This is a genomic window from Caldovatus sediminis (assembly GCF_014644455.1).
GTDB lineage: Bacteria > Pseudomonadota > Alphaproteobacteria > Acetobacterales > Acetobacteraceae > Caldovatus > Caldovatus sediminis.
The window spans coordinates 577500-600471 of the sequence record NZ_BMKS01000001.1 but is presented as its reverse complement, the minus strand read 5'-3'; the positions used below and the strand labels follow the sequence as shown (position 1 = coordinate 600471).

Below are 22972 nucleotides of genomic sequence, written 5' to 3'. Positions count from 1 at the left end.
CTACTCCGCCGGCATCGTCGCCTGCCCGGCCCCGACCAGCTCCCGCTCGCGGGAGAAGCGCTGCGCCAGCCGGTCGAAGGCGAGGTAGAGCACCGGGGTGACGAACAGCGTCAGCGCCTGGCTCACGGCCAGCCCGCCCACCACGGCGATGCCGAGCGGCTGGCGCAGCTCCGCCGCCGCGCCCCAGCCCATCGCGATCGGCACCGCGCCGGCGCCGGCGGCGAGCGTCGTCATCATGATCGGGCGGAAGCGCAGCAGCGAGGCGTGGCGCACCGCCGAGAGCGCGTCCTCGCCCCGCCGCTGGCGGGCGAGCGCGACGTCCACCACCATGATCGCGTTCTTCTTGACCAGCCCGATCAGCAGCAGCACGCCGATCACCGCGATCACCGAGAGGTCCATGCCGAACAGCCAGAGCGTGGCGAGCGCCCCGAGCGCCGCCGCCGGCAGGCCGGAGAGGATGGTCAGCGGATGGACCAGGCTCTCGTACAGCACGCCGAGCACCAGGTACATGATCAGCACCGCGGCGAGGATCAGCAGCCCCTGGCCCGCCAGCGCCTGCTCGAAGATCTGCGCGGTGCCGGCGAAGCCGGTCACGATGGTCGGCGGGATGCCCGCCTCGCGCTCCACCGCGCGGATCGCCGCCACCGCGTCGCCGAGCGAGACGCCGGGCGCGGTGTTGAAGCCGATGGTCACCGCCGGGAGCTGGCCCTGGTGCCCGACGGTGAGCGGGCCAGAGCGGCGCTCGATCGTGGCCACGGCGGAGAGCGGCACGAGGCGGCCGGTGCTGCTGCGCAGGTGCAGCTTGGCGAGGCCCGTCTCGTCCCGCTGGTCCTCGGGCAGCGCCTCGAGGATCACCGGATAGGCGTTGGCCTGGCCGTAGATCGTCGAGATCTGCCGCGAGCCGAAGGCGGAGTAGAGCGCCTGCCGGACCTGGTCCTGCGAGACGCCGAGCGCCGCGGCGCGGTCGCGGTCGACGTTGACCAGCACGACCGGCGCGTCGAGCTGCAGGTCGGTGTTGACGTCCTGGAGCTGCGGCAGCGCCGACAGGCGCCGCTCCAGCCGCTGCGCCCACTCGTAGAGCTCGTCCAGCCGCAAGCCCTGGACGGTGTAGACGTAGAGGGTGCGGGTCGGCCGCGCGCCGAAGCTGATGTTCTGGATCGGGTTGATGAACACGCGCAGGCCCGGGACGACGTTCGTCTTCCGGCGCAGGTCCTGGATCACCTCCTGCATCGGCGGCCGCTCGCCCCGCGGCTTCAGCTCCACGAACAGCCGCCCCTGGTTGATCGAGGCGCTGCTGATGCTGACGCCGATGCTCGACACCACCGAGGTCACGTGCGGCGAGGCGCGCAGGATCTCCGCGGTGCGGTTCTGCATCTCCGCCATGCCCTCGACCGAGACGCCGCGCGGCCCCTCGGTGTTGACGACGAGCAGGCCGGTGTCCTCGATCGGGAAGAAGCCCTTGGGGATGGCGACCGCCAGCCACGCGGCGCCGACCGCGGAGGCGAGGAACACCGCCCACACCGTGCCGCGGAAGCGGAGCGCCTTGTCGAGCAGCCAGGCGTAGCCCCGCTCCACCAGCAGGAAGCCGCGCTCCAGCCCGCGCTCGAGCGCCGAGCCGGCGCCGCGGTGCGGCTTGAGCCGCGACGCCATCAGCGGCGTCAGCGTCAGCGAGACGACGCAGGAGGCGGCGACGGCGAGCGAGACGGTGGCGGCGAAGGCGTTGAACACCCGCCCCACCACGCCGCCCATCAGCAGGATCGGCAGAAACACCGCGATCAGCGACAGGGTGATCGAGAGCACGGTGAAGCCGATCTCCCGCGCGCCCCGGATCGCCGCCTGGACCGGGCCCATGCCCTCCTCCATGCGGCGCATGATCGCCTCGAGCACCACGATCGCGTCGTCCACCACGAGGCCGACGGCGATGGTCAGGCCGAGCAGCGTGACGTTGTCAATGCCGTAGCCGAGCACGGACATCAGCCCGAAGGTGACGCAGAGGCTGATCGGCACCGCCACGGCCGGGATCAGCGTCGCGCTCAGCCGGCGCAGGAAGAGGAAGATCACCAGCAGCACCAGGCCAATGGCGATCACCAGGTGCTCCTGCACGTCGTGCACCGCGGCGCGGATGGACTGCGAGCGGTCGAGCATGACGCCGAGCGTGGCCCCCGGCGGGATCGCCTCGGCGAGTGCGGGGAGGCTGGCGCGCACGCCGTCCACCACCTCGACCGTGTTGGCGTCCGGCTGGCGCATCACCGCGAGTACCAGGGCGCGGCTGCCGTCGCGCCAGGCCGCGACGCGCTGGTTCTGCACCCCGTCCACCACCTCGGCGATCTCGTTCAGGCGGACCGGGGCGTTGGCGCGCCCGGCCACGACCAGGCGGCCGAACTCCTCGGCGTTCTGCGGCTGGTCGTTGGCGCGCAGCGTGAGCTGCTGGCGCTCGCCCTGCAGCAGGCCGACCGGGGCGTTGGAGTTCGCCTGGATCACCTGCTGCTGCACATGGTCGAAGGCGAGCCCCATGGCGGCGATCCGGTCGGGGTCGAGCCGCACCCGCACCGCGTAGAGCTGCTCGCCGAACACCTGCACCTGCGCCACCCCCGGCACGCGGGAGAGCGCCGGGCCGATGATGGTGGTCGCGATGTCGTTCAGCCGGTAGAGCGGCACGTCGCCGTTGGTGGACAGCGTCAGCAGCAGCACCGGCGCGTCCGCCGGGTTTACCTTGCGGTAGCTCGGCGGGGTCGTCATCTCCGCCGGCAGGCGCCGCTGCGCGCGCGCCAGCGCCGCCTGGACGTCCTGCGCCGCGGCGTCGATGTTGCGGCCGAGCGCGAACTGCAGCGTGAGCTGGGTCGTGTCCTGCCCGTTGTTGGAGGTCATCGACTCGAGCCCGGCGATGGTCGAGAACTCGCGCTCGAGCGGCAGTGCGACCGAGGTCGCCATGGTCTCCGGGCTCGCCCCGGGGAGGGTGGCGAAGACGGTGATGACCGGGAAATCCACCCGCGGCACCGCCGCCACCGGCAGGCGGAGGTAGCCGAGGATGCCGGCGACGACGGCGGCGACCATGAGCAGCCCGGTCATGACCGGGCGGCGGATGCAGAGCTCGGAGATGTTCATGGCCGCCGCCTCGTCCGCTCCCGCCGCCGTTCCCCTCAGTGCGCCGCCGCGGTGATGCGCGGCGCCGCCGGCGCCGCCGCCGGCCGGCCGTCGCCGCCCGGGCCCGGCGGCGCGCCGGGGCGGCCGCGGTCCACCGCGCGCATGCCGTCGGCGACGCGCTGCGCCCCCTCGACGATCACCCGATCGGCGGCGGTCAGCTCGCCGCGCACCACCGCGCGATCGCCGATGGTGCGCACCAGCTCGACCGGGCGGCGGCGCGCCACCCCCTCCTGGAGCACGAAGACGAAGCGTCCCTCCTGCCCCGTCTGCACGGCGGCGGCGGGGACGCTGATCGCGTCCGGGTCCACGCGCGGCGTCAGCCGCACCTGCACGTACTGGCCCGGCCAGAGGCGCGCCTCCGGGTTGCGGAAGCGGGCCTTGAGGGCGATCGTTCCGGTCTGCACGTCCACCGCGCTGTCCACGAAGACGAGTTCGCCCTCGAGCGGCGGGCCGTCGTCGTCCGCGCGCACCTGGACGGCCGGTCCCGGGCCGGCCCCGGTCGCGGCCGCCTGCGTGGCCGCCCGGATGTCGGGCAGCCAGCGTTCCGGCACCGAGAACTGCACCAGGATCGGGTCCATCCGGGTGATGGTGGCGAGCGCGGTGTTCTCCGCCTGGCGGACGAAGTTGCCGGCGCGCAGCGGCAGCGCGCCGAGGCGCCCGTCCATCTCCGCGGTGATGGTGGCGAACTCGATGCTGAGGCGCGTCTGCGCGGCCAGCGCCTCGCCGGCGCGCACATTGGCGGCGGCGGCGGCGGCCTCGGCGGTCGCCTGCTCCAGCCGCTGCTGGGCGGCGAAGCCCTCGCCGCGCAGCGACTGGTAGCGCGCCTGGTCGGCGCGGGCGCGTTCGAGCAGGGCGCGGTCGCGCGCGATCTGCGCCTCCTGCTGGGCGAGGAGGGCGCGGCTGAGGCGGGAATCGAGCGTGAACAGCGGCTGGCCGCGGCGGACCATCTGGCCCTCCTCGACGTGTACCGCCTCGATCTGGCCGTCCACCCGGGTGCGGACGGTGACCACCGCCTCCGGCACCACGGTGCCGTTGGCCAGCACCTCCACCGGCTTCGGCCCGCGCCGCACCGGCTCGGTCGCGACCGCCACCGGCGGGGGCTGCGCCGGGCGCGCCGGCGCCGTGGCGGCGCCACCGCCGGCCTGGCCGCCGAACGCGGCCGGCAACCGCCAGCCGCCGGCGTCGAGGTGGCGCCAGCCGAGCGCGGCGCCGGCCACGGCGATCGCGGCGAGGACCAGAATGCGTGCGCGGCGCGGCGATCCCATCCTTCGTCCTGTCATGCGGCCAGGCTGCCCCGCGGGGAGATGGGTACGGCCGCGGCGGCGGCGAGGGCCGTTCACGTTGCGTCACACAGGGGGCGTCCCGCGCGCCGGGACGGCGCGCACGCCGCCTGCCCGGCCCCGGGCCAGGATGCGTCGGAACGAGACTAGTCTCGCCGGGCGAAGGGGTCCAGGGGATTGCGGCGGCGCATCGTTGCGCGGGGGCGCTTCCGGTCCCGCCGCCGCGCCGCGGCGGTGCCGTCCGCGGGGCTGCCCCCGCGCCCGGATTCCGGCAAGACTGCGCCCCGGCGGGAACCGCGGGCCAGATGGACGACAGGAAGCGCATCGCACGGCTGATCCGGGACCACATCGCCCGCGAGCGGATCTCGCGCGAGCAGTTCGCGTTCCGGACGAGGCTCGGCAGGTCCACGGTCGACAAGCTGCTCGTCGGTCTCTTCTCGGACAAGACCCTCGCCATCGTCGAGAGCCACACCGGCCTGCGCCTGCGCGCGCCCGACGACGCCCAGGATCGCCCGGCCGATGCCGCGCCCGCCGCGGTGCCCGGCACGGCGCCGCGGCCGCCGGAGGGCCCCTCGATCGCCGTCCTGCCCTTCACCAACATGACCGGCGACCCGAGGCAGGACTTCGTGGCGGACGGGATCACGGAGGACATCACCACCGACCTCTCCCGCCTGCGCTGGCTGTTCGTCATCGCCCGCAACTCGACCTTCACCTACAAGGGCCGCGCCGTGGACGTCCGGCAGGTGGCGCGCGAGCTCGGCGTCCGCTACGTGCTCGAGGGCAGCGTCCGCACCGCCGCCGGGCGCATCCGCGTCACCGGCCAGCTCGCGGACGCCGGGACCGGCAAGCACATCTGGGCCGAGCGCTACGACCGCGAGCTGCACGACATCTTCGCCGTCCAGGACGAGATCACGCGGAACGTCGTCGCCGCGATCGAGCCCCACCTCTACGCCGAGGAGGGCGTCCGCGCGGCGGCGAGGCCGCCCGGCAACCTCGACGCCTGGGGCCTCACCGTGCGCGCGATCGGCCTGATCAACCGCGTCGGCCGCCGGCAGAACGAGGAGGCGCAGGCGCTGCTCCGCCGGGCGATCGGGATCGAGCCCGGCTACGCGCGGGCCCACGCCCTCCTGAGCTGGGCGGTCTGGTGGGCGGCGCTCTGCTACTGGTGGCCGGACACGCAGGAGGGCTACCGCGCGGCCGCGCGCCACGCCGAGGACGCCGTCGCCCTCGACCCGGCGGAGCCCTGGGCGCGCATGACCCTCGGCCTCTGCCTCAGCACGGCGCGGCAGCACGAGCGGGCGCTCGCGGAGTTGCGGGCGACGCTCGACCTCAACCCGTGCTTCGCGCTGGGCCGCACGGCGTTCGGCTGGGCGCTGCTCCGGGCCGGCCACTTCGACGCGGCGCTCGCCGAGACCGGCAAGGCGATCCGCATGAGCCCGACGGACAGCTTCGCCGGCATCTACACCGCGATCCACGGTCTCGCCCTGCTCGGCGCGCGGCGCTTCGGGGAGGCGCTGCCCTTCCTGCGCGCCTCGGTCGCGTCCTTCGCGGAGTATTCGGGGCACTACAACACGCTGATCAGCTGCTGCGGCCATCTCGGGCTGCCGGAGGAGGCGCGGGCCTTCATCGAGGCGCGCAACCGCGTCGGCCCGCCGCTGCGCGTCGGCGTGCTGCGGCGGAACCTGGCCGGCTTCGCACACTGCGACGTGTTCATCGCAGGGCTGGCGAAGGCCGGCGTGCCGGAGTGATCCTGCCCGGCCGAGCGCCCGCAGCCGCGGAAAGCCGCGGAAAGATCCGGAAAGCTCCGGCGATGGCCGCGGAAGGCGGCGCCCGGCACCTTCGCCCCGTCTCCGGCACGCAAGGCGCGTGCCCCGGAGGGAGGGGGCACGACGATGGACGACGCGCGCGGCGCCCCGGCCCGCACCCGCCGCGCCATCGGCGGGCCGCCGGCCAACGACACCGCCAGAGAGGGAGCACGCCTCATGCGCACGACGCCCCGTACCACCGACGCCCCGGCCCGCAAGGGCGCCCGCCGCGTCGCCGTCGCGGTCCTGGCCGCAGCGGGCCTCGCCTTCCCCGGTGCGCTGCCCGCCGCCGCGCAACCGGGCGGCCACGGCGCCGCGCAGCACCGCGCCTCCACGCCCGCCCCGGAGCCGGCCCTGCAGGGCCAGCTCGCGGAGGTGCGCGAGGCGCTGCGGAAATATGCCGACCCGCTCGTCGCCGTGCGCGACGGCTACCTCTCGACCCAGGGCTGCGTGGAGTACCCCGGCGGCGGCATGGGGGTCCACTTCATCAACCCCGCGCTGATCGGCCCGGCCTCCGATCCCCTCCGCCCGCCGCTGCTGGTCTACGAGCCGGCCGAGGGCGGCAGGCTCCGCCTGGTCGCGGCGGAATGGTTCGTCCCGCTCGCCACCGGCATCGCCGAGCGGCCGAGCCTGTTCGGCCGGCCCTTCGACGGGCCGATGGAGGGGCACGAGCCGCTGATGCCGCGCGCGCTGCACCACTACGACCTGCATGTCTGGCTGTTCAAGGAGAACCCGGCCGGGCTCTTCAACGCGATCAACCCGAATGTCGGCTGCGCGGGCCACGGCTACGCGCTGATGGAGCACCCGACGGCCATCGTGCCGCACCCGCCGCCCCGGCGCTGAGCCCGCTCCGGAACGGCGGCGCGTCCGGCGGCCGCCCGGCCTGCGCGAATCTCCACGCAATCTCAAGGGGGGCGCCAGCCCCCCTGAAGGCCTCTCGCGGCCGCTCCGGCTAGCCTCCGTCGCGTCACGCAACCCCGCTGCGCGTGCGGCGGGCGAGGAAGGAAGACCGCGATGCCCGACCCGAACGATCCCGTCATCGGCCGCGCCGCCCGCTCCGCCTCCGGCGCCGCCGCGTTCCGCGACGCCCTCGGCATGCGCGAGCGCAGGGCGGAGGCGGCATGGGCGCGGATTCGCCGCTGCCGCGCCCTGGGCCGCCCGAGCGACGCCGAAGTGGCGCGGATGGTGGCCGAGTACCACGCCCGCGGCGGCCGGGTGACGGTCTGCGCCCCCGTGCGCCTGGTGCCGTGAACGACGGCGCGGGCCGCGGAACGGGTGGCCCGCCCGCCGATGCCCCGCCGCTGCCGGTGCGGACCGGCGAGGTCCGCGCGGGTCGGATGGGCGCAACGGGGGGCCGGCGACCTGTCGGCCTTGCGTCGGCGCCGGCGGTTCGGCGGGCGGCCGCCCCTCGCGCGCGGGCAGCGGGCCCTGCGGGAAGGCCGCCGCGAAGGCGCGCCGGAAGGCGGCTCGCGGCCGGGAGAGAGGTTCGCCGCCGCGTGGCGCGTGCCGCGGTCGCGGCGGGTCGCCCGCGCGTTGCGCCGCGCGGGGAAGGTCGCGCCGGCGCGGGCGGTATCGCACGCCATGCCGCCGGGGATCGGCCGCGCCGGGCAGGCCCGGGCCGCCGCCGCGACGACGAAATGCGCCGTCCGCGGGAGGCCGGTCCCTCGCGTCGGGCGGGCGCCGCCCGCCCGATCCGCCGCTCCTGCATCCGACGGGACCCCGACGGGACGCCGGCGCGGCGTCAGTCCGGGAAGCCCGCCAGCGCCCGCACCTCCGCCGGGCTCCGCCCGGCCGCGCGCAGGTCGCGCAGCGTCGCGGCGCGGTCGCGCTTGGCGAGGCGCCGGCCGCTCGCGTCCGTCAGCAGCCGGTGGTGCGCGTAGCCCGGCTCCGGCCAGCCCATCAGCGCCTGGAGCAGCCGGTGCAGGTCGGTCGCCGGGCGCAGGTCCTCGCCGCGCGTCACCAGGGTCACGCCCTGCAGCGCGTCGTCGTGGGTGACGCAGAGGTGGTAGCTCGCGGGCACGTCCTTGCGGGCCAGCACCACGTCGCCGAAGCGCGCCGGGTCGCAGCGCCGCCGGCCCTCCCCCCGCTCCTCGCAGCCCAGCGGCCCCGGCACCGCCGCGAGCGCGCGCGCCATGTCGAGGCGCAGCGCGTAGGCCTCGCCGCGGGCGATCCGCGCCGCCCGTTCCTCCGCCCCGAGCCCGCGGCAGGTGCCCGGATAGAGCGGCCCGTCCGGCCCGTGCGGGGCCTGGGCGGCGGCGGCGACCTCGCGCGCGATGGCGGCGCGGGTGCAGAAGCAGGGATAGAGCAGCCCGCGCGCCGCGAGCGAATCGAGCGCCGCGCGGTACTCGGCGAGATGCGCCGACTGCACCCGCACCGGCCCGTCCCAGTCGAGGCCGAGCCAGGCGAGGTCCTCGAGGATCGCCGCGGCGAATTCCGGGCGGCAGCGGCCCGGGTCGATGTCCTCCAGCCGCAGCAGGAAGCGGCCGCCGGGGGCGGCGCGGGCGAGGCGCCAGCCGAACAGCGCCGAATGGGCGTGGCCGAGGTGCAGGAAGCCCGTCGGGCTCGGCGCGAAGCGGGTGACGATCGGGCTTGCCGCCATGGCGCGCCCCGGGTAGCGGGGGCGGGCAGGGGAGGGCAAGGCGCGCATGGCGGCGGAGTCCGGGACGCTCGATGGCCCCCGCTGGGGTCCCAGGGCCGGCGACGGCGCGGCGCCGCCGCGGCAGCTCGTCGTCCTGCTGCACGGCGTCGGGGCCGACGGGCACGACCTGATAGACCTCGCCCCGCGCTGGTCGCAGGCGGCGCCGGAGGCCGCCTTCGTCGCCCCCCACGCCCCCTTCCCCTACGAGGGCGCGCCGTTCGGTCGGCAGTGGTTCGGCATCGAGGACCGCACGCCGGCCCGGATGGAGGCCGGGGTCCGCCACGCCGCGCGGATCCTCGGGCGCTTCCTGGAGGCGGAACTGGCCCGCCACGGCCTGCCCGCCTCGGCGCCGCTGGTCCTGATGGGGTTCAGCCAGGGGGCGATGACGGCGCTGTTCGCCGGGCTCCGCCGCAGCCCGCCCCCGGCCGCGATCCTCGCCTATTCGGGCGCGCTGCTCGCGCCCGACTCGCTCGGCGCGGAGCTGGCGGGGCGGCCGCCGGTCCTCCTCGTCCACGGCGAGGCGGACGAGACCGTTCCGGTCGCCGCCAGCCGCGCCGCCGAGCGGGCGCTGCGCGCGGCCGGCGTGCCGGTGGAGGCGCACTACGCGCCCCGCCTCGGCCACGGCATCGACGAGGCCGGGCTGTCCCTGGGCGCGCTCTTCCTCCAGCGCGCCCTCGCCATGACGGCGGGATGAAACGAGGCGCCGCCCCTGTTGCGGCGCGGCACCCCGGGTGGCATGAATGGCCCGAGACGCGGCGGCGCCACAGCATCTGGGGCCTGCGCGCCGTGCCGGAGCCCCAGGGCTGGTCGGCTCGTCGCTGAGAGGAGCGACGTTTGCCGGACGGCAGTATTCCCGTCGGGGAGAGGCACTTCCCCGCGCTCGTGCTGAACGCGGATTTCCGCCCGCTCTCCTATTTCCCGCTGTCGGTCTGGTGCTGGCAGGACGCGGTGAAGGCGGTCTTCCTCGACCGGGTCGCGGTGCTGAGCGAGTACGACCAGGAGGTCCACTCCCCCAGCCAGACCATCCGCCTGCCCAGCGTGATCGCGCTGAAGGAGTACATCCCGGCGGCGCGGCGCCCGGCCTTCACGCGGTTCAACGTGTTCCTGCGCGACCGCTTCGAGTGCCAGTACTGCGCCGAGCCGCACGCCATCCAGGACCTGACCTTCGACCACCTGATCCCGCGCAGCCGCGGCGGGCGGACCACCTGGGACAACGTCGTCACCGCCTGCGGCCCGTGCAATCTGCGCAAGGGCAGCCGCCTGCCGCGGGAGTGCAGGATGTTCCCGCGCCGCCCGCCCCGCCAGCCGACCACCTGGGAGCTGCAGGAGAACGGCCGCAGCTTCCCGCCGAACTACCTGCACGAGAGCTGGCGCGACTACCTGTACTGGGACACCGAGCTGGAGAGCTGAGCGGGGGCCGCCGCGTCCGCCTTCAGCACCTCGCCCGCCAGGTAGAGGCTGCCGCAGACCAGCACGCGCGCCGGCGGCCCCCCCTTCGGCAGCGCGTCGAGCGCCGCCGCGACGGTCGGCCCGGGGCGGGCGACGCCGCCGCTCGCCGCGACGATCGCCGCGACCGGCATCGCCTGGTGCTGGCCCGGCTCCGCCACCGCCCAGAGCGTGTCGGCGAGCGGCAGCAGCGGGCGCAGGAACGCCGCCGCCTGCTTCGAGCCCTTCATGCCGACGATCAGGTGCAGCGGCCGGTCCCGCCAGCCGCGCAGGTGCTCGGCGAGGGCGAGGCCCGCGCCGGCGTTGTGCCCGCCGTCGAGCCACAGCTCCCACCCGGCGGGCAGGCGCGCCGCCAGCGCGCCGCGCAGCCGCTGCATCCGCGCCGGCCACTCGGCGCGCGCCACCCCCGCCGCGATCGCCGCCTCGCCGAGCCAGGGCGGGTTCCAGGCGCGCAGCGCGGCGACGGCGATGCCGGCGTTGTCGGCCTGGTGCGGCCCGGGCAGCGCGGGCGGCGGCAGGTCGAGCGCGCCGCGCGCGTCGGCGTAGCGCAGGCCGCCCTCCGCGGGCGCGATCGTCCAGTCCCGCCCGCGCGCGAGCAGCGGCGCGCCGAGCTCCGCCGCGCGCGCCTCGATGACGCGCAGCGCCGCCGGGTCCTGCGCGCCGGTCGCGCAGGGCACGCCGGGCTTGAGGATGCCGGCCTTCTCGAAGGCGATCTTCTCCAGCGTGTCGCCGAGGAACTCCATGTGGTCCATGGAGATGCTGGTGATCGCCGTCGCCGCCGGGCGGTCCACCACATTGGTCGCGTCGAGGCGCCCGCCGAGCCCGACCTCCAGCACCAGGAGGTCCGCCGGCACGCGGGCGAAGAGCAGCAGCGCGGCGGCGGTGATCACCTCGAAGACGGTGATCGGCGCGCCGGCGTTCGCGCGCTCCACCTCCTCGAGCGCGTCCGCCAGCGCCTCGTCCTCGACCAGCGCGCCGGCGAGGCGGATGCGCTCGTGGAAGCGCACCAGGTGCGGCGAGGTGTAGACGTGCACGCGCCGCCCCGCCGCCTCGGCGATCGCGCGCAGGAAGGCGCAGGTCGAGCCCTTGCCGTTGGTCCCCGCCACGTGCACCACCGGCGGCAGCCGCCGCTCCGGATGGCCGAGCGCGGCGAGCGCGCGGCGCAGCCGGTCCAGGCCGAGGTCGATCAGCACCGGATGCAGCGCGTGCAGCCGCGCGACGATCGCGTCGCTGCGCCCCGCCGCCGCCCGCGGCGGGCCCGCGGCGGGCCTCTCGCTCACCCGGCGGGCTGTACCGGCCTGGCGGCGTCCCCGCCGTCCTCCGGCGCGGGGAGGGCGACGAGGGGGACGACGCTCTCGGACTCCGGGGCGCGCTCCGGCTCGCGCAGCAGCCCGATCAGCCGCGCCAGCGTCGCGCGCATCTCGGACCGCTTCACCACCATGTCGAGGATGCCGTGCTGCAACAGGTACTCGGCGCGCTGGAAGCCCTCCGGCAGCTTCTCGCGCACGGTCTGCTCGATGACGCGCGCGCCGGCGAAGCCGATCAGCGCCCCGGGCTCGGCGAGGTGGATGTCGCCGAGCATCGCGAAGCTCGCGGTGACGCCGCCCGTGGTGGGGTCGCACATCACGACGATGTAGGGCAGCCCCGCCTCCTTCACCATGCGCGTCGCGATCACGGTGCGCGGCATCTGCATCAGCGAGATCGCGCCCTCCTGCATCCGCGCCCCGCCGGAGGCGGTGAAGACGACCAGCGGCGCGTCCTGCAGCACGGCGAGCTTCGCCGCGGTGACCATCGCCTCGCCCACCCCGGCGCCCATCGAGCCGCCCATGAAGGCGAACTCGAAGGCGGCGACGACGGCGCGCTGGCCGAGGATGGCGCCGTGCGCGACCAGCACGGCGTCGTCCATCTGCAGGCGGGACTGCGCCTCCTTCAGCCGGTCGAGGTAGCGGCGCTGGTCGCGGAAGCGCAGCGGGTCCTGCGGCATCCGCGGCAGCTCGATGCGCTGGAAGCCCTCGTCGAGCGTGTACTTCAGCCGCTGCATCGCGCCGATGCGCATGTGGTGGCCGCAATGCGGGCAGACGTGCAGCGCGCGCTCGAGGTCGCGGTGGAAGATCATCTGCTCGCAGGCCGGGCACTTGTGCCAGAGGTTGTCCGGCACCTCCTTCTTGGCGCCGAACAGCGTCTGGATCTTCGGCAGCGCCCAGTCGCTGATCCAGTTCATCCCGCCGCGGGCTCCCTGCGCACCGCGCGCACCGCCTCCGCCAGCCCGCGCACCTGGTCGAGCACCCGGCGCACCGTGTCGGGCCGCGCGCGCCCGTTCCCGTCGAGGCTCGCCGCGATCGTGTCCACCAGCGCCGAGCCGACCACGGCGCCGTCGGCGACGCGCACCGCCTCCGCCGCCTGCTCCGGCGTGCGGATGCCGAAGCCGACGGCGAGCGGCAGGCCGGTGTGGCGGCGCAGGCGGGGGATCGCCTCGCGCAGGTGCTCGGCGCTCGCGCTGCGCGTCCCCGTGATGCCGGTGATCGAGACGTAGTAGACGAAGCCCGAGGTGGCGGCGAGCACGCGCGGCAGCCGCGCCTCGTCCGTCGTCGGCGCGACCAGGCGGATCAGGTCGAGGCCGCTCGCCTTCGCCTGCGGCTCGATCTCGTCCGCCTCCTCCGGCGGCACGTCCACCACGATCAGCCCGTCCACGCCGGAGGCGGCGGCGTCGGTGCAGAAGCGGTCCACGCCGTAGGCGAGGATCGGGTTGAAGTAGCCCATCAGCACCACCGGCGTCGCCGCGTCCTCCGCGCGGAAGTCGCGCACCAGGGCGAGGACGCCGGCGAGCGTCGCCCCGGCCTTCAGCGCGCGCAGCCCGCCGCGCTGGATCGCGGGGCCGTCCGCCATCGGGTCGGTGAAGGGCACGCCGATCTCGATCAGGTCCGCCCCCGCGCCCGGCAGCCCGCGCAGGATGGCGAGCGAGGTCGCGGGGTCGGGGTCGTAGCCCTCGAGGAAGGTGATCAGCGCCCCGCGGCCCTCGCGCCGGAGCGCGGCGAAGCGTTCGGCGATGCGGCTCACAGCGCGACCCCGAGATGCTTCGCCACGGTGAAGATGTCCTTGTCGCCGCGGCCGGAGAGGTTGAGCACGATGATCCCGTCCTTCGGCATGGTCGGCGCGAGCTTGATCACCTGCGCCAGGCCGTGCGCCGATTCCAGCGCCGGGATGATGCCCTCCAGCCGCGAGCAGAGCTGGAAGGCCGCAAGCGCCTCGTCGTCGGTCGCCGCCACGTACTGCACGCGGCCGATCTCGTGCAGCCAGGCGTGCTCCGGCCCGATCCCGGGATAGTCGAGGCCGGCGCTGATCGAGTGCGCCTCCCGGATCTGGCCGTGCGCGTCCTGCAGCAGGTAGGTGCGGTTGCCGTGCAGCACGCCGGGCCGGCCGCGGTTCAGCGAGGCCGCGTGCTCCCCGGTGTCGAGGCCGCGCCCCGCCGCCTCGACGCCGTACATCGCCACGCCGGGATCGTCGAGGAAGGGGTGGAACAGCCCCATCGCGCTCGACCCGCCGCCGACGGCGCAGACCAGCGCGTCCGGCAGCCTTCCCTCGGCGGCGAGGATCTGCTCGCGCGTCTCCTCGCCGATCACGCACTGGAAGTCGCGCACCATCGCGGGGTAGGGGTGGGGGCCGGCGACGGTGCCGATGCAGTAGTAGGTGTCGTGCACGTTGGCGACCCAGTCGCGCAGCGCCTCGTTCATCGCGTCCTTGAGCGTCGCGGCGCCGGCGGCGACGGGGCGCACCTCCGCGCCGAGCAGCTTCATGCGGAACACGTTGGGCTGCTGCCGCTCGACGTCGGTCGCGCCCATGTAGACGACGCACTTGAGGCCGAAGAGGGCGCAGGCGGTGGCGGTGGCGACGCCGTGCTGGCCCGCGCCGGTCTCGGCGATGATGCGCCGGCGGCCCATGCGGCGGGCGAGGAGGATCTGCGCCAGCACCGCGTTGATCTTGTGCGCGCCGGTGTGGTTGAGCTCCTCGCGCTTGAAGTAGACCTTGGCGCCGCCGAGGTGCCCGGTCAGCCGCCGCGCGAACCACAGGGGCGAGGGACGGCCGACATAGTCCTTCAGCAGCGCGCGCCATTCGGCGAGGAATTCCGGGTCGCGCCTGGCCGCCTCGTAGGCCCGCTCGACCTCGAGGATCAGGGGCATCAGCGTCTCGGCCACGAACCGGCCGCCGAAGCCGCCGAAGCGGCCCCGGGCGTCGGGGCCCTGGCGGAAGGAGTTGGGCGGCAGAGGCTGGTTCACGGCGGCGTTCCCGGGGCTCGGCCGGCGTCATAGCGCCCGGGGGGCGGGGGAGGAAGCGGCTTCGCCGCGCCGTCCCGCCGCAGGCCCGCGTACCGCAAGCCCCTCGCCCCCGCGGGGGCCATGACGGGATCGGCGCGAGGTCGGGGAAGCCGGCCCTGCCGCGGGTCCCGATGCGGATGCGGCGCACCCCGTCCCCCCGGTCCGCCGCCGCGTCGCGGCCGCTGCCCGCGGGGCCGGACACGGGGATGTCCGCGCCGGCGCCGGCGGGGTTTCAGCGCGAGGGCGCGCGGCCGGGGCGATGGTCGAGGCCGTCCCGGCACCCGCTTCCGTCGCCGCGCGGCGACGCCTGCGCCTTCGCCGCCGCGACGAAGCGCGCGATCAGCGCCGGGTCCTTGACGCCGCGCGACCGCTCCACCCCGCTCGACACGTCCACGCCCGGCGCCCCGCTCTCGCGGATCGCGCGCGCGACGTTCTCCGGCGTCAGCCCGCCGGCGAGCAGCCAGGGGCGCGGGATGGCGCGGCCGGCGGGGAGCGTCCAGTCGAAGGACTCCGCGTTGCCGCCGGGGAGCGTCGCCGCCGGCGAGGGCTTGGCGTCGAGCAGGAAGCGGTCCACGACCGGCGCGTAATCGGCCAGCGCGTCGAGGTCCTCCGCCCGCGCCACGCCGAGCGCCTTCATCACGCGGACGCCGAAGCGCGCGCGGATCGCCGCGCAGCGCGCGGGCGTCTCGGCGCCGTGCAACTGGATCAGGTCGAGCGGCAGCGCCGCCAGCACCGCCGCGATCGCCGCCTCCGTCGGGTCCACGAACAGCCCGACGCGCAACGGCGCCCCCTGCGGGGCGCGCGCCGAGAGCGCCGCCGCCTGCGCCGGCGTCACCGCCCGCGGGCTCGGCGGGAAGAAGACGAAGCCCACCGCGTCGGCGCCCGCGGCCACCGCCGCGTCCATCGCCGCCGCGCCGTTGACGCCGCAGATCTTGACGAAGGTCACGCGCCGAGCGCCTCCGCGATCGCCCGCGCCGCCGCCGCCGGGTCCGCCGCGCCGGTGATCGGCCGGCCGAGCACGATCCAGTCGGCGCCGGCGCGCACCGCCTCCTCCGGCGTCGCCACCCGCGCCTGGTCGCCCGCCGCGGCGCCCGCCGGCCGCACGCCCGGCACGACGAGGAGCGGCGCCCCGCCCTCGGCGTCGCGGATGCGCGCCGCCTCCCGCGGCGAGCAGACGAGGCCGTCCGCCCCGGCCTCCAGCGCCAGCCGCGCCAGGCGCAGCACCTGCTGCACCGGGCCGCCCGCCACCCCGGTCGCGGCCAGCGCCGCGGCGTCGAGGCTCGTCAGCACCGTCACCGCGAGGATCGCCGGCCGGTCCGCGCCCGCGCCGCGCTCCGCCGCCTCGCGCGCCGCCGCGACCATCGCCGCGCCGCCCGCCGCGTGCACCGTCAGCATCGCCGGGCGCAGCGGCAGCACCGCGCGCACCGCGCCGGCCACGGTGTTCGGGATGTCGTGCAGCTTGAGGTCGAGGAACACCGGCGCCCCCGCCGCCGCGACGCGCGCCGCCCCGGCCGGCCCCTCTGCGGCGAACAGCTCGAGGCCCACCTTCAGCAGCCCGCATTCCGGCGCCAGCGCGGCGGCGAGCGCGGCGGCGCGGTCCGCGTCGGCGGTGTCGAGCGCGGCGATCAGCCGCGCGCGCGGCGAGCGGGGCCTGGCGATCACGGCGACGCCGCGCGCCTCACCGGCGCCCCGCCTCGGCCGGGCCGGCGAGGGCGGGCGCCGCGCCCGCCGCCGGCTGGGCCGCCCGTCCCTCCGCGGCCGCGCGCGCCGCCGCATCGCGCGCGCGCAGCGCGGCGAGCTCGGCCTCCAGCGCCTTCGCCGCGCGCTCGATCCGCCGGGCGCGCCGCCGCGCGCCGAGCGAGCCGGCCCAGGCGAGGAAGGCGCCGAGCAGGAAGCCCACCGCCGCGAGCGCCAGCATGGCGACGCCGACCGGCGCGACCAGGCCGAGGTCCAGGGGCCAGAGCCGCAGCACCACCGCCTCGCGGTTCGACAGCGCGAACAGCACCAGCAGCACGAGCAGCGGCAGGATCAGCAACCAGCGCATCGCGTGCGCGCTCCTTCCCCGGCGCGGCCCCTCGCGGTGCCGCGCGCATTCCCCTCGTCACGGCGCCGCGGCGCCGGTCCGCGGCGGATCAGGCCGCCGGATGCGGCGCGCCGCGCCGCGCCTTCGCCCGCTCGGGCCGCGACGCGGCCGCCGGCGCCGCTGCCGCCGCCGGCGCTGCGGCGCCGCCGCGGTTGATCCGCTCGCGCAGCTCCTTGCCCGGCTTGAAGTAGGGCACCGTCTTGCCGGCGACGGAGACGGCCGCGCCCGTGCGCGGATTGCGCCCGAGGCGGGCCTCCCGCCGCTTGGTCGAGAAGGCCCCGAAGCCGCGCAGCTCCACCCGGTCGCCGCGGGCGAGCGCCGCGCTGATCTCCTCGAAGATGGTCGAGACGATCAGCTCCGCGTCGGGCTGGCGCAGATGCGGGTTGCTCGCCGCGAGCATGGCGATCAGTTCGGACTTCGTCATCGCGGGCATCCCTCGTCCCGGCCCGCGCCCGGGCCACGCGGCCCGCCGGCGGCGCGCCGTCCGGACTAGCGCGAAGGCTGCCAGAGCGCCCGCGGGGCGTCAACCGCAAGCCATTCTGAAACCAGGGTTTTCAGGAAGGTCCGGCCGACCCATTCGACCAGCCGCTCGCCCGGACCGCGCACCTCGATGTCGCGCACCGGCGTCTCCTCCGGCACGCCGCGCTCCGCGGCCAGCCAGCGCCGCGCCTCGCGTTCGCCGCCGATCGCGTCCACCAGGCCGAGCGCGAGCGCCTGGCGGCCGGTGAAGACGCGCCCGTCGGCGATGGCCTGCACCTGCTCGAGCGGCAGGTTGCGCCCCTGCGCGACCATGGCGACGAACTGCTCGTGCAGGTCCGTCACCACGCGCATGAGCTGGGCGCGGCCCTCCTCGGAAAGCGGCCGGAACGGGCTCGGCTGGTCCTTGAAGCGGCCCGAGGCCAGGATCTCCGGCCGCACGCCGAAGCGGTCGAGCAGCTCGGAGGCGTCGAAGCTCTGCAGCAGCACGCCGATCGAGCCGGTCAGCGTCCCCTCGCGCGCCAGAACGCGCTCGGCCGGCATCGCCACCATCAGCCCGGCGGAGGCGGCGGTGCCGCCCATCACCGCGACCACCGGCTTGCCGCTCTCGCGGAAGCGGGCGATCGCCGCGCGCAGCGCCTCGCCGCCGGCGACGCTGCCGCCGGAGCTGTCGATGGCGACGATCAGGGCGCGCACCGCGTCGCTGCGGGCGGCGCGGTCCAGCGCCTCGATCACGCGGCGGTCGTCGGAGATGAAGCCGGTCACCGGCAGGCGCGCGACATGCCCGCGCCCGAGGATTCCGGCCCCCGGCACCTCATCGCCGCGGCCGAAGAGGGCGAACAGCGCGAGGACGCCGAGCAGCACTGCCGCTGCCCGCCAGAAGCCGAGGCGGCGCTTCAGGCGGCGGCGGTCGATCAAGAGGTCGGGTTCGAGCGACATGATCGGCGTGCGGCGGCGGGCCCGGGGCGTCCGCGCCGCCCGGGGCGGTCCCTCGGCGGCCACCCCGGGCGCGAGGCGGATCGCGGGGGCCTACTCCTCCCCCGCCATCTCCCGCCGCCGGCGGATCGCGGCGCCGAGGATGTCGCCGAGCGAGGCGCCGGAGTCGGCGGAGCCGTACTCCTTCATCGCCTCGCGCTCCTCGTCCACCTCCTTGCCCTTGATGGTGAGGGTGAGGCGGCGGGCGGCGCGGTCGATGGCGGTGACCTTGGCGTCCACCTTCTCGCCGACGGCGAAGCGGTCCGGGCGCTGGTCGGCGCGGTCCTTGGCGAGCTCGGCGCGGCGGATGAAGCCGGTGAGCACGTCCTCGACCTTCACCTCGATGCCGTTGCTCTCGATCTTGCTGACGACGCAGGTGACGACGTCGCCCTTGCGGATGCGGTCGAGCACCTCGGCCGCCGGGTCGGCCTGGAGCTGCTTGATGCCGAGGGAGATGCGCTCCTTCTCGACATCCACGTCCAGCACCTTGGCCTTCACCACGTCGCCCTTGCGGTACTTCTGGATCGCGACCTCGCCCGGCTCGTCCCAGGAGAGGTCGGACATGTGCACCATGCCGTCGAGGTCCGGGCCGACGCCGACGAAGAGGCCGAACTCGGTGATGTTGCGGATCTCGCCCTCGATCACGCTGCCCGGCGGGTGCTTCTCGAGGAACTGCTCCCACGGGTTGCCCTGCGCCTGCTTGAGGCCGAGCGAGATGCGCCGCTTCGGCTCGTCCACGTCGAGCACCACCACCTCCACCTCCTGGCTGGTGGAGACGATCTTGCCCGGATGGACGTTCTTCTTGGTCCAGCTCATCTCCGAGACGTGGACCAGGCCCTCGACCCCCGGCTCCAGCTCGACGAAGGCGCCGTAGTCGGTGATGTTGGTGACGCGGCCGGTGAACTTGGCCCCCACCGGGTACTTGAGCGCCACGCCCTCCCACGGGTCGGCCATGAGCTGCTTCATGCCGAGCGAGATGCGCTGGGTCTCCGGGTTGAACCGGATCACCTGCACCTTGACCTTCTGGCCGATCTCCAGCGCCTCGGAGGGGTGGTTGATGCGCCGCCAGGCGATGTCGGTGACGTGCAGCAGCCCGTCCACGCCGCCGAGGTCCACGAAGGCGCCGTAGTCGGTGATGTTCTTCACCACGCCCTCGAGGATCATGCCCTCCTTGAGGCCCTGCACCAGCTCGGCGCGCTGCTCGGCGCGCGTCTCCTCGAGCACGGCGCGGCGCGAGACCACGATGTTGCCGCGCGCGCGGTCCATCTTGAGGATCTGGAAGGTCTGCGGCGTGCCCATCAGGGGCGTCACGTCGCGCACCGGGCGGATGTCCACCTGGCTGCCGGGCAGGAAGGCGACGGCGCCGCCGAGGTCCACCGTGAAGCCGCCCTTGACGCGGCCGAAGATCACGCCCTGGACGCGCTGGTTCGACTGGAACGCCTTCTCGAGGTTGGTCCAGGCCTCCTCGCGCCGCGCCTTCTCGCGCGAGAGCACGATCGAGCCGTCGCGGTCCTCGTAGCGCTCGACGAACAGCTCGACGATGTCGCCCGGCTTGACCTCGGGCCTCTGCCCCGGCGGGGCGAACTCCTTGAGGGGCACGCGCCCCTCGCTCTTCAGCCCGACGTCCACGATCGCGTAGTCGTCATCGACGCGGACCACCCTTCCGGAGACGACCGTGCCGGCGAACCCGGTGTCCGGGCCGAGGGTCGCGTCGAGGAGGGCGGCGAAATCCTCGCCGCCCGGCGGCGGCGCCGCCCGCGAACGGTCGTGGGTGGCGAGGCGAGTGGCGGATGCCATGCGATTCGGTGCTTCCTGATGGCCCGGACGCGTCGGTCGCGGCGGGCGGGGTCTGCGCCCCCGGCGTCCAGGACGGCCGGGCACGGCTTGGCGGCGCGCCGTCCCGAGGGGAGCGGCCGCAGCCCTGACGGTTGCGGACGGACAGGCGGCCCGCCCCGGCCGGCACGCCGGGCGCCCGGCGCATTCCCGATGCCCCGATGCGTCCAACGACGACGGCGCGGCCTCGCGGCCGCGCGCCCCCATGACCCGCACCTAGGGCCGCGCGCGCGGAAAAGCAAGAGGCGGCGCCGGCGGCAGGCCCGCGCCGCGTCCGGCGGGGCGGCGAGCCGAGAGGAGCGGTCCGGAGGCGCGCCGGGGATTCCCGTGTCGGGAACCGCCGGGCATGGCCCGGCCCGCCGGCTGCGGCCTTCACCCGGCGCTCCGCAGCCGCTCCCGCACGATTGCGAGCGCCCGCGCGAAGGCGGCGTCGGCGTCGAGCCCCGTCGTGTCCAGCACGATCGCGTCCGGCGCCGGCCGCAGCGGCGCCGCGGCGCGGTTCCGGTCCTGCGCATCGCGGGCCAGCACCTCGCTGAGCACCTGGTCGGGATCGGCGGCAACGCCCCGGGCGCGCAGCTCGAGAAGGCGCCGGCGCGCCCGCTCCTCGGGCGAGGCGTCCACGTAGAGCTTCACCGTCGCGTCGGGAAAGACCACCGTGCCGATGTCGCGCCCGTCCAGCACCGCGCCGCGCCCGCGCGCGAAGCCGCGCTGCCAGTCCAGCAGCGCGGCGCGCACCGCCGGGATGGCGGCGACGGCGCTCGCCGCCATGTCCACCTCCGGCCCGCGCAGGTCGGGGCGCCCGAGGTCGGCCTCGGTCAGCGCCCGCGCCTCGGCCTCGGCCAGCACCGCGTCGCGCGGGTCGGCGCCGCGGTCCAGCATGCGCCGCCCGACCGCGCGGTAGAGCAGCCCGGTGTCGAGATGCGGCAGGCCGAGCGCCGCGGCGAGCCGCCGCGCCAGCGTGCCCTTGCCCGCCGCCGCCGGCCCGTCCACCGCGATGACCGGCGCGCGCCCCGCGCCCGGCCGCGGCGCGCCGCCGTCGCTCATGGCGGCGCGATCGGCCCGTCCTCTCCCGGGCCGCGCCGTTCGCCGCCGGCCGCCAGGCGGTTCATCAGCGCGGCGAAGCCAGGGAAGCTCGTGTCGATGAAGGCGGCATCGTCCACCGTCACCGGCGCCCGCGCGGCGAGGCCCAGCACCAGCGCGCTCATCGCGATGCGGTGGTCCATCCGCGTCGCCACCGTCCCGCCGCCCGGCGGCGGGCCGCCCAGGCCGTGCACGAGCAGGTCGTCGCCCTCGATCTCGGCCCGCACGCCGTTCGCCGCGAGCAGCGCCGCGGTGGCGGCCAGCCGGTCGCTCTCCTTCACCCTGAGCTCGGCGAGGCCGCGCATGCGCGTCACGCCGGAGGCGCAGGCCGCGGCGACGGCGAGGATCGGGAACTCGTCGATCATGCTCGGCGCGCGCCCGGGCGGCACCTCGACGGCATGGAGCGGCGCGTGCTCCGCGGCCAGGTCGCCCACGGGCTCGCCGCCCTCCACGCGCGCGTTCTCGACGCGCAGCGCCGCCCCCATCTCGCGCAGCGTCGTGAAGAGGCCGGTGCGCAGCGGGTTGAGCCCGACATTCTCCACGACGACGCGCGAGCCCGGCACCAGCAGCGCCGCGACCAGCGCGAAGGCGGCCGAGGAGGGATCGCCCGGCACGCGCACCGCCGCCGCCGCCAGCTCCGGCTGGCCCGCGAGCTCGATCACCCGGCCCTCCGGCGTGTCCTCGACCCGCACCGCGGCGCCGAAGTGGCGCAGCATGTTCTCCGAGTGGTCGCGCGTCGGCTCCGGCTCGACCACGCGCGTCACGCCGGGCGCGCAGAGGCCGGCGAGCAGGCAGGCGCTCTTCACCTGCGCGCTCGCCACCGGCAGGCGGTAGTCGAGCGGCAGCGGATCGGCCGCGCCCTCGACGGCGAGCGGCAGCCGCCCGCCCGCGCGCGCGGCGAAGCGCGCCCCGGTCATGGAGAGCGGCTCGATCACCCGCCGCATCGGCCGCCGGCGCAGCGAGGCGTCGCCGGTCATCACCGCGAACAGCGGGTGCCCGGCGAGCAGGCCGCAGAGCAGCCGCGCGGCGGTGCCGGAATTGCCCATGTCGAGCACGTCCCCGGGCTCGACCAGCCCGCCGACGCCGCGGCCCGCGACGCGCCAGCGCCCCTCGCCGAGCCGCTCCACCTCGGCGCCGAGGGCGCGCATGGCGGCGGCGGTGCGCAGCACGTCCTCGCCCTCGAGCAGCCCCTCGATCTCGGTCGTGCCGACGGCGAGGGCGCCGAACATCAGCGCCCGGTGGCTGATGGACTTGTCGCCCGGCACGCGCAGGCGACCGGCGAGCGGCCCCGCGGGCGCACGCGCGCGCAACGGCCGCGGCCGCGCGTGCAGCGGTGGCGCGGCGCGGCGCCGCTCCTCGTCGGGCCGCTCCGCGGCGGCGTCGGTGGCGTCGCGAGACATCGCGGCTGCGTTTGACATGGGCAGGTCCGCGTGGCAATCGGCGCCGCTCCCGTTTCCCGCGCGCGGCGGCCGGCCGCCCGCCCGCCGACCGGCGTCGGCCCCGGCGCGTCCTGCGAGGCACCCCATGGCCAAGCCCGAACTCGGTCTCAAGCGCGTCTGCGTCGCCTGCGGCACGAAGTTCTACGATCTCACCCGCAGCCCCGCATTCTGCCCGAAATGCGGCGCCGAGCAGCCGGCCGAGCAGCCGCGCCTGCGCCGCGGCGGGGCGGGCGCCGAGGACCGGCTCAAGAAGCGCGTCGGCGCCGGCCCGCTGCCCGAGGGCGAGGTCGAGGAGGTCGCCCTCGAGGACGTGGAGGCCGAGGAGGCCGCGCTCGAGGACACCGAGGAGCTCGAGGACGACACGGAAGGCCTCGCCGAGGACATCGAGGTCGAAGCCGATCGTGACGAGGAGACCTGACGGGGGCCGGGTCGCGGGCGCGGTGCGGCCGCTGAAGCCAT

The 22972-nt window shown here is 76.1% G+C and carries 21 protein-coding genes; 6 read left to right on the top strand and 15 right to left on the bottom strand.

Annotated elements, in window-relative coordinates; genetic code table 11:
* Complete coding sequence (locus IEX99_RS02770; protein ID WP_188898165.1) at positions 1-3105, bottom strand: efflux RND transporter permease subunit; 3105 nt, start codon at positions 3103-3105, stop codon at positions 1-3.
* A 35-nt stretch (positions 3106-3140) separates the two neighbouring features.
* Positions 3141-4409, bottom strand: a complete 1269-nt coding sequence (locus tag IEX99_RS02765) for an efflux RND transporter periplasmic adaptor subunit (RefSeq protein WP_188898162.1) — start codon at positions 4407-4409, stop codon at positions 3141-3143.
* 320 nt (positions 4410-4729) lie between these two features.
* On the opposite strand from IEX99_RS02765, the gene IEX99_RS02760 reads away from it, so the two are divergent.
* The 3 genes from IEX99_RS02760 (at position 4730) to IEX99_RS02750 (ending at position 7480) form a co-directional block, all read left to right on the top strand.
* On the top strand, positions 4730-6172 hold the full coding sequence (locus IEX99_RS02760; RefSeq protein WP_188898160.1) for a tetratricopeptide repeat protein: 1443 nt from the start codon (positions 4730-4732) through the stop codon (positions 6170-6172).
* Between the two features lie 234 nt (positions 6173-6406).
* Positions 6407-7072 carry a hypothetical protein gene (locus IEX99_RS02755; RefSeq protein ID WP_229677756.1) on the top strand — a complete coding sequence of 222 codons (666 nt, stop codon included), beginning with the start codon at positions 6407-6409 and terminating at the stop codon, positions 7070-7072.
* A 171-nt stretch (positions 7073-7243) separates the two neighbouring features.
* A complete protein-coding gene (locus IEX99_RS02750) occupies positions 7244-7480 on the top strand; it encodes a hypothetical protein (RefSeq protein WP_188898158.1) in 237 nt (78 codons plus the stop codon).
* A 490-nt stretch (positions 7481-7970) separates the two neighbouring features.
* Here IEX99_RS02750 and gluQRS read toward each other — a convergent pair whose 3' ends face one another.
* Entirely contained in the window at positions 7971-8828 is an 858-nt protein-coding gene (gene gluQRS / locus IEX99_RS02745) for a tRNA glutamyl-Q(34) synthetase GluQRS (RefSeq protein ID WP_188898298.1), read from the bottom strand.
* Between the two features lie 46 nt (positions 8829-8874).
* Here gluQRS and IEX99_RS02740 point away from each other — a divergent pair, with 46 nt between their 5' ends.
* Together IEX99_RS02740 and IEX99_RS02735 are read left to right on the top strand one after the other, a co-directional pair.
* Entirely contained in the window at positions 8875-9561 is a 687-nt protein-coding gene (locus tag IEX99_RS02740) for an alpha/beta hydrolase (protein WP_188898155.1), read from the top strand.
* 140 nt (positions 9562-9701) lie between these two features.
* Positions 9702-10277, top strand: coding sequence for an HNH endonuclease (locus tag IEX99_RS02735; protein WP_229677755.1), 576 nt, complete (start codon positions 9702-9704; stop codon positions 10275-10277).
* Here the strand turns inward: IEX99_RS02735 and IEX99_RS02730 are convergent.
* The 12 genes from IEX99_RS02730 to aroA form a co-directional block, all read right to left on the bottom strand.
* Complete coding sequence (locus tag IEX99_RS02730) at positions 10244-11593, bottom strand: bifunctional folylpolyglutamate synthase/dihydrofolate synthase (RefSeq protein ID WP_188898153.1); 1350 nt, start codon at positions 11591-11593, stop codon at positions 10244-10246. The genes IEX99_RS02735 and IEX99_RS02730 overlap by 34 nt on opposite strands.
* Complete coding sequence (gene accD / locus IEX99_RS02725; RefSeq protein WP_188898152.1) at positions 11590-12534, bottom strand: acetyl-CoA carboxylase, carboxyltransferase subunit beta; 945 nt, start codon at positions 12532-12534, stop codon at positions 11590-11592. Before accD ends, IEX99_RS02730 begins: the two co-directional genes overlap by 4 nt.
* Positions 12531-13370, bottom strand: coding sequence for a tryptophan synthase subunit alpha (gene trpA, locus IEX99_RS02720; protein WP_188898150.1), 840 nt, complete (start codon positions 13368-13370; stop codon positions 12531-12533). The genes accD and trpA overlap by 4 nt, the downstream gene beginning before the upstream one ends.
* Complete coding sequence (gene trpB / locus IEX99_RS02715) at positions 13367-14587, bottom strand: tryptophan synthase subunit beta (protein ID WP_188898148.1); 1221 nt, start codon at positions 14585-14587, stop codon at positions 13367-13369. The genes trpA and trpB overlap by 4 nt, the downstream gene beginning before the upstream one ends.
* A 271-nt stretch (positions 14588-14858) precedes the next feature.
* On the bottom strand, positions 14859-15572 hold the full coding sequence (locus IEX99_RS02710; protein WP_268237451.1) for a phosphoribosylanthranilate isomerase: 714 nt from the start codon (positions 15570-15572) through the stop codon (positions 14859-14861).
* On the bottom strand, positions 15569-16288 hold the full coding sequence (gene pyrF, locus IEX99_RS02705) for an orotidine-5'-phosphate decarboxylase (RefSeq protein WP_373285142.1): 720 nt from the start codon (positions 16286-16288) through the stop codon (positions 15569-15571). Before pyrF ends, IEX99_RS02710 begins: the two co-directional genes overlap by 4 nt.
* A gap of 16 nt (positions 16289-16304) precedes the next feature.
* Positions 16305-16670, bottom strand: coding sequence for a lipopolysaccharide assembly protein LapA domain-containing protein (locus tag IEX99_RS02700; protein ID WP_188898144.1), 366 nt, complete (start codon positions 16668-16670; stop codon positions 16305-16307).
* Positions 16671-16758: 88 nt separating this feature from the next.
* Positions 16759-17133 carry an integration host factor subunit beta gene (locus tag IEX99_RS02695; RefSeq protein WP_188898142.1) on the bottom strand — a complete coding sequence of 125 codons (375 nt, stop codon included), beginning with the start codon at positions 17131-17133 and terminating at the stop codon, positions 16759-16761.
* A gap of 65 nt (positions 17134-17198) precedes the next feature.
* Positions 17199-18125, bottom strand: coding sequence for a signal peptide peptidase SppA (gene sppA / locus IEX99_RS02690; RefSeq protein ID WP_188898140.1), 927 nt, complete (start codon positions 18123-18125; stop codon positions 17199-17201).
* A gap of 90 nt (positions 18126-18215) precedes the next feature.
* The gene (rpsA, locus tag IEX99_RS02685) at positions 18216-19958 is read right to left on the bottom strand and encodes a 30S ribosomal protein S1 (RefSeq protein WP_188898138.1); all 1743 of its coding nucleotides are present in this window, start codon (positions 19956-19958) and stop codon (positions 18216-18218) included.
* A gap of 408 nt (positions 19959-20366) precedes the next feature.
* A complete protein-coding gene (gene cmk / locus IEX99_RS02680; protein WP_188898137.1) occupies positions 20367-21038 on the bottom strand; it encodes a (d)CMP kinase in 672 nt (223 codons plus the stop codon).
* Positions 21035-22474 (bottom strand): 3-phosphoshikimate 1-carboxyvinyltransferase, encoded by a 1440-nt coding sequence (aroA, locus tag IEX99_RS02675; protein ID WP_188898135.1) that lies wholly within the window; start codon positions 22472-22474, stop codon positions 21035-21037. The genes cmk and aroA overlap by 4 nt, the downstream gene beginning before the upstream one ends.
* A gap of 124 nt (positions 22475-22598) precedes the next feature.
* Between aroA and IEX99_RS02670 the strand changes: the two genes are divergently transcribed.
* Positions 22599-22931: a TIGR02300 family protein gene (locus IEX99_RS02670; RefSeq protein WP_188898133.1), complete on the top strand. Its 333-nt coding sequence runs from the start codon at positions 22599-22601 to the stop codon at positions 22929-22931.
* The last annotated feature ends 41 nt before the right edge of the window (positions 22932-22972 follow it).

Bases quoted from the DNA above. Each gene is read 5' to 3' on its own strand.
- aroA (WP_188898135.1), bottom strand. From the start codon at position 22,474: ATGTCTCGCGACGCCACCGACGCCGCCGCGGAGCGGCCCGACGAGGAG.
- IEX99_RS02760 (WP_188898160.1), top strand. From the start codon at position 4,730: ATGGACGACAGGAAGCGCATCGCACGGCTGATCCGGGACCACATCGCC.
- IEX99_RS02765 (WP_188898162.1), bottom strand. From the start codon at position 4,409: ATGGGATCGCCGCGCCGCGCACGCATTCTGGTCCTCGCCGCGATCGCC.
- IEX99_RS02770 (WP_188898165.1), bottom strand. From the start codon at position 3,105: ATGAACATCTCCGAGCTCTGCATCCGCCGCCCGGTCATGACCGGGCTG.
- IEX99_RS02740 (WP_188898155.1), top strand. From the start codon at position 8,875: ATGGCGGCGGAGTCCGGGACGCTCGATGGCCCCCGCTGGGGTCCCAGG.
- cmk (WP_188898137.1), bottom strand. From the start codon at position 21,038: ATGAGCGACGGCGGCGCGCCGCGGCCGGGCGCGGGGCGCGCGCCGGTC.
- IEX99_RS02695 (WP_188898142.1), bottom strand. From the start codon at position 17,133: ATGACGAAGTCCGAACTGATCGCCATGCTCGCGGCGAGCAACCCGCAT.
- IEX99_RS02700 (WP_188898144.1), bottom strand. From the start codon at position 16,670: ATGCGCTGGTTGCTGATCCTGCCGCTGCTCGTGCTGCTGGTGCTGTTC.
- IEX99_RS02750 (WP_188898158.1), top strand. From the start codon at position 7,244: ATGCCCGACCCGAACGATCCCGTCATCGGCCGCGCCGCCCGCTCCGCC.
- IEX99_RS02755 (WP_229677756.1), top strand. From the start codon at position 6,407: ATGCGCACGACGCCCCGTACCACCGACGCCCCGGCCCGCAAGGGCGCC.
- IEX99_RS02670 (WP_188898133.1), top strand. From the start codon at position 22,599: ATGGCCAAGCCCGAACTCGGTCTCAAGCGCGTCTGCGTCGCCTGCGGC.
- rpsA (WP_188898138.1), bottom strand. From the start codon at position 19,958: ATGGCATCCGCCACTCGCCTCGCCACCCACGACCGTTCGCGGGCGGCG.
- accD (WP_188898152.1), bottom strand. From the start codon at position 12,534: ATGAACTGGATCAGCGACTGGGCGCTGCCGAAGATCCAGACGCTGTTC.
- gluQRS (WP_188898298.1), bottom strand. From the start codon at position 8,828: ATGGCGGCAAGCCCGATCGTCACCCGCTTCGCGCCGAGCCCGACGGGC.
- sppA (WP_188898140.1), bottom strand. From the start codon at position 18,125: ATGTCGCTCGAACCCGACCTCTTGATCGACCGCCGCCGCCTGAAGCGC.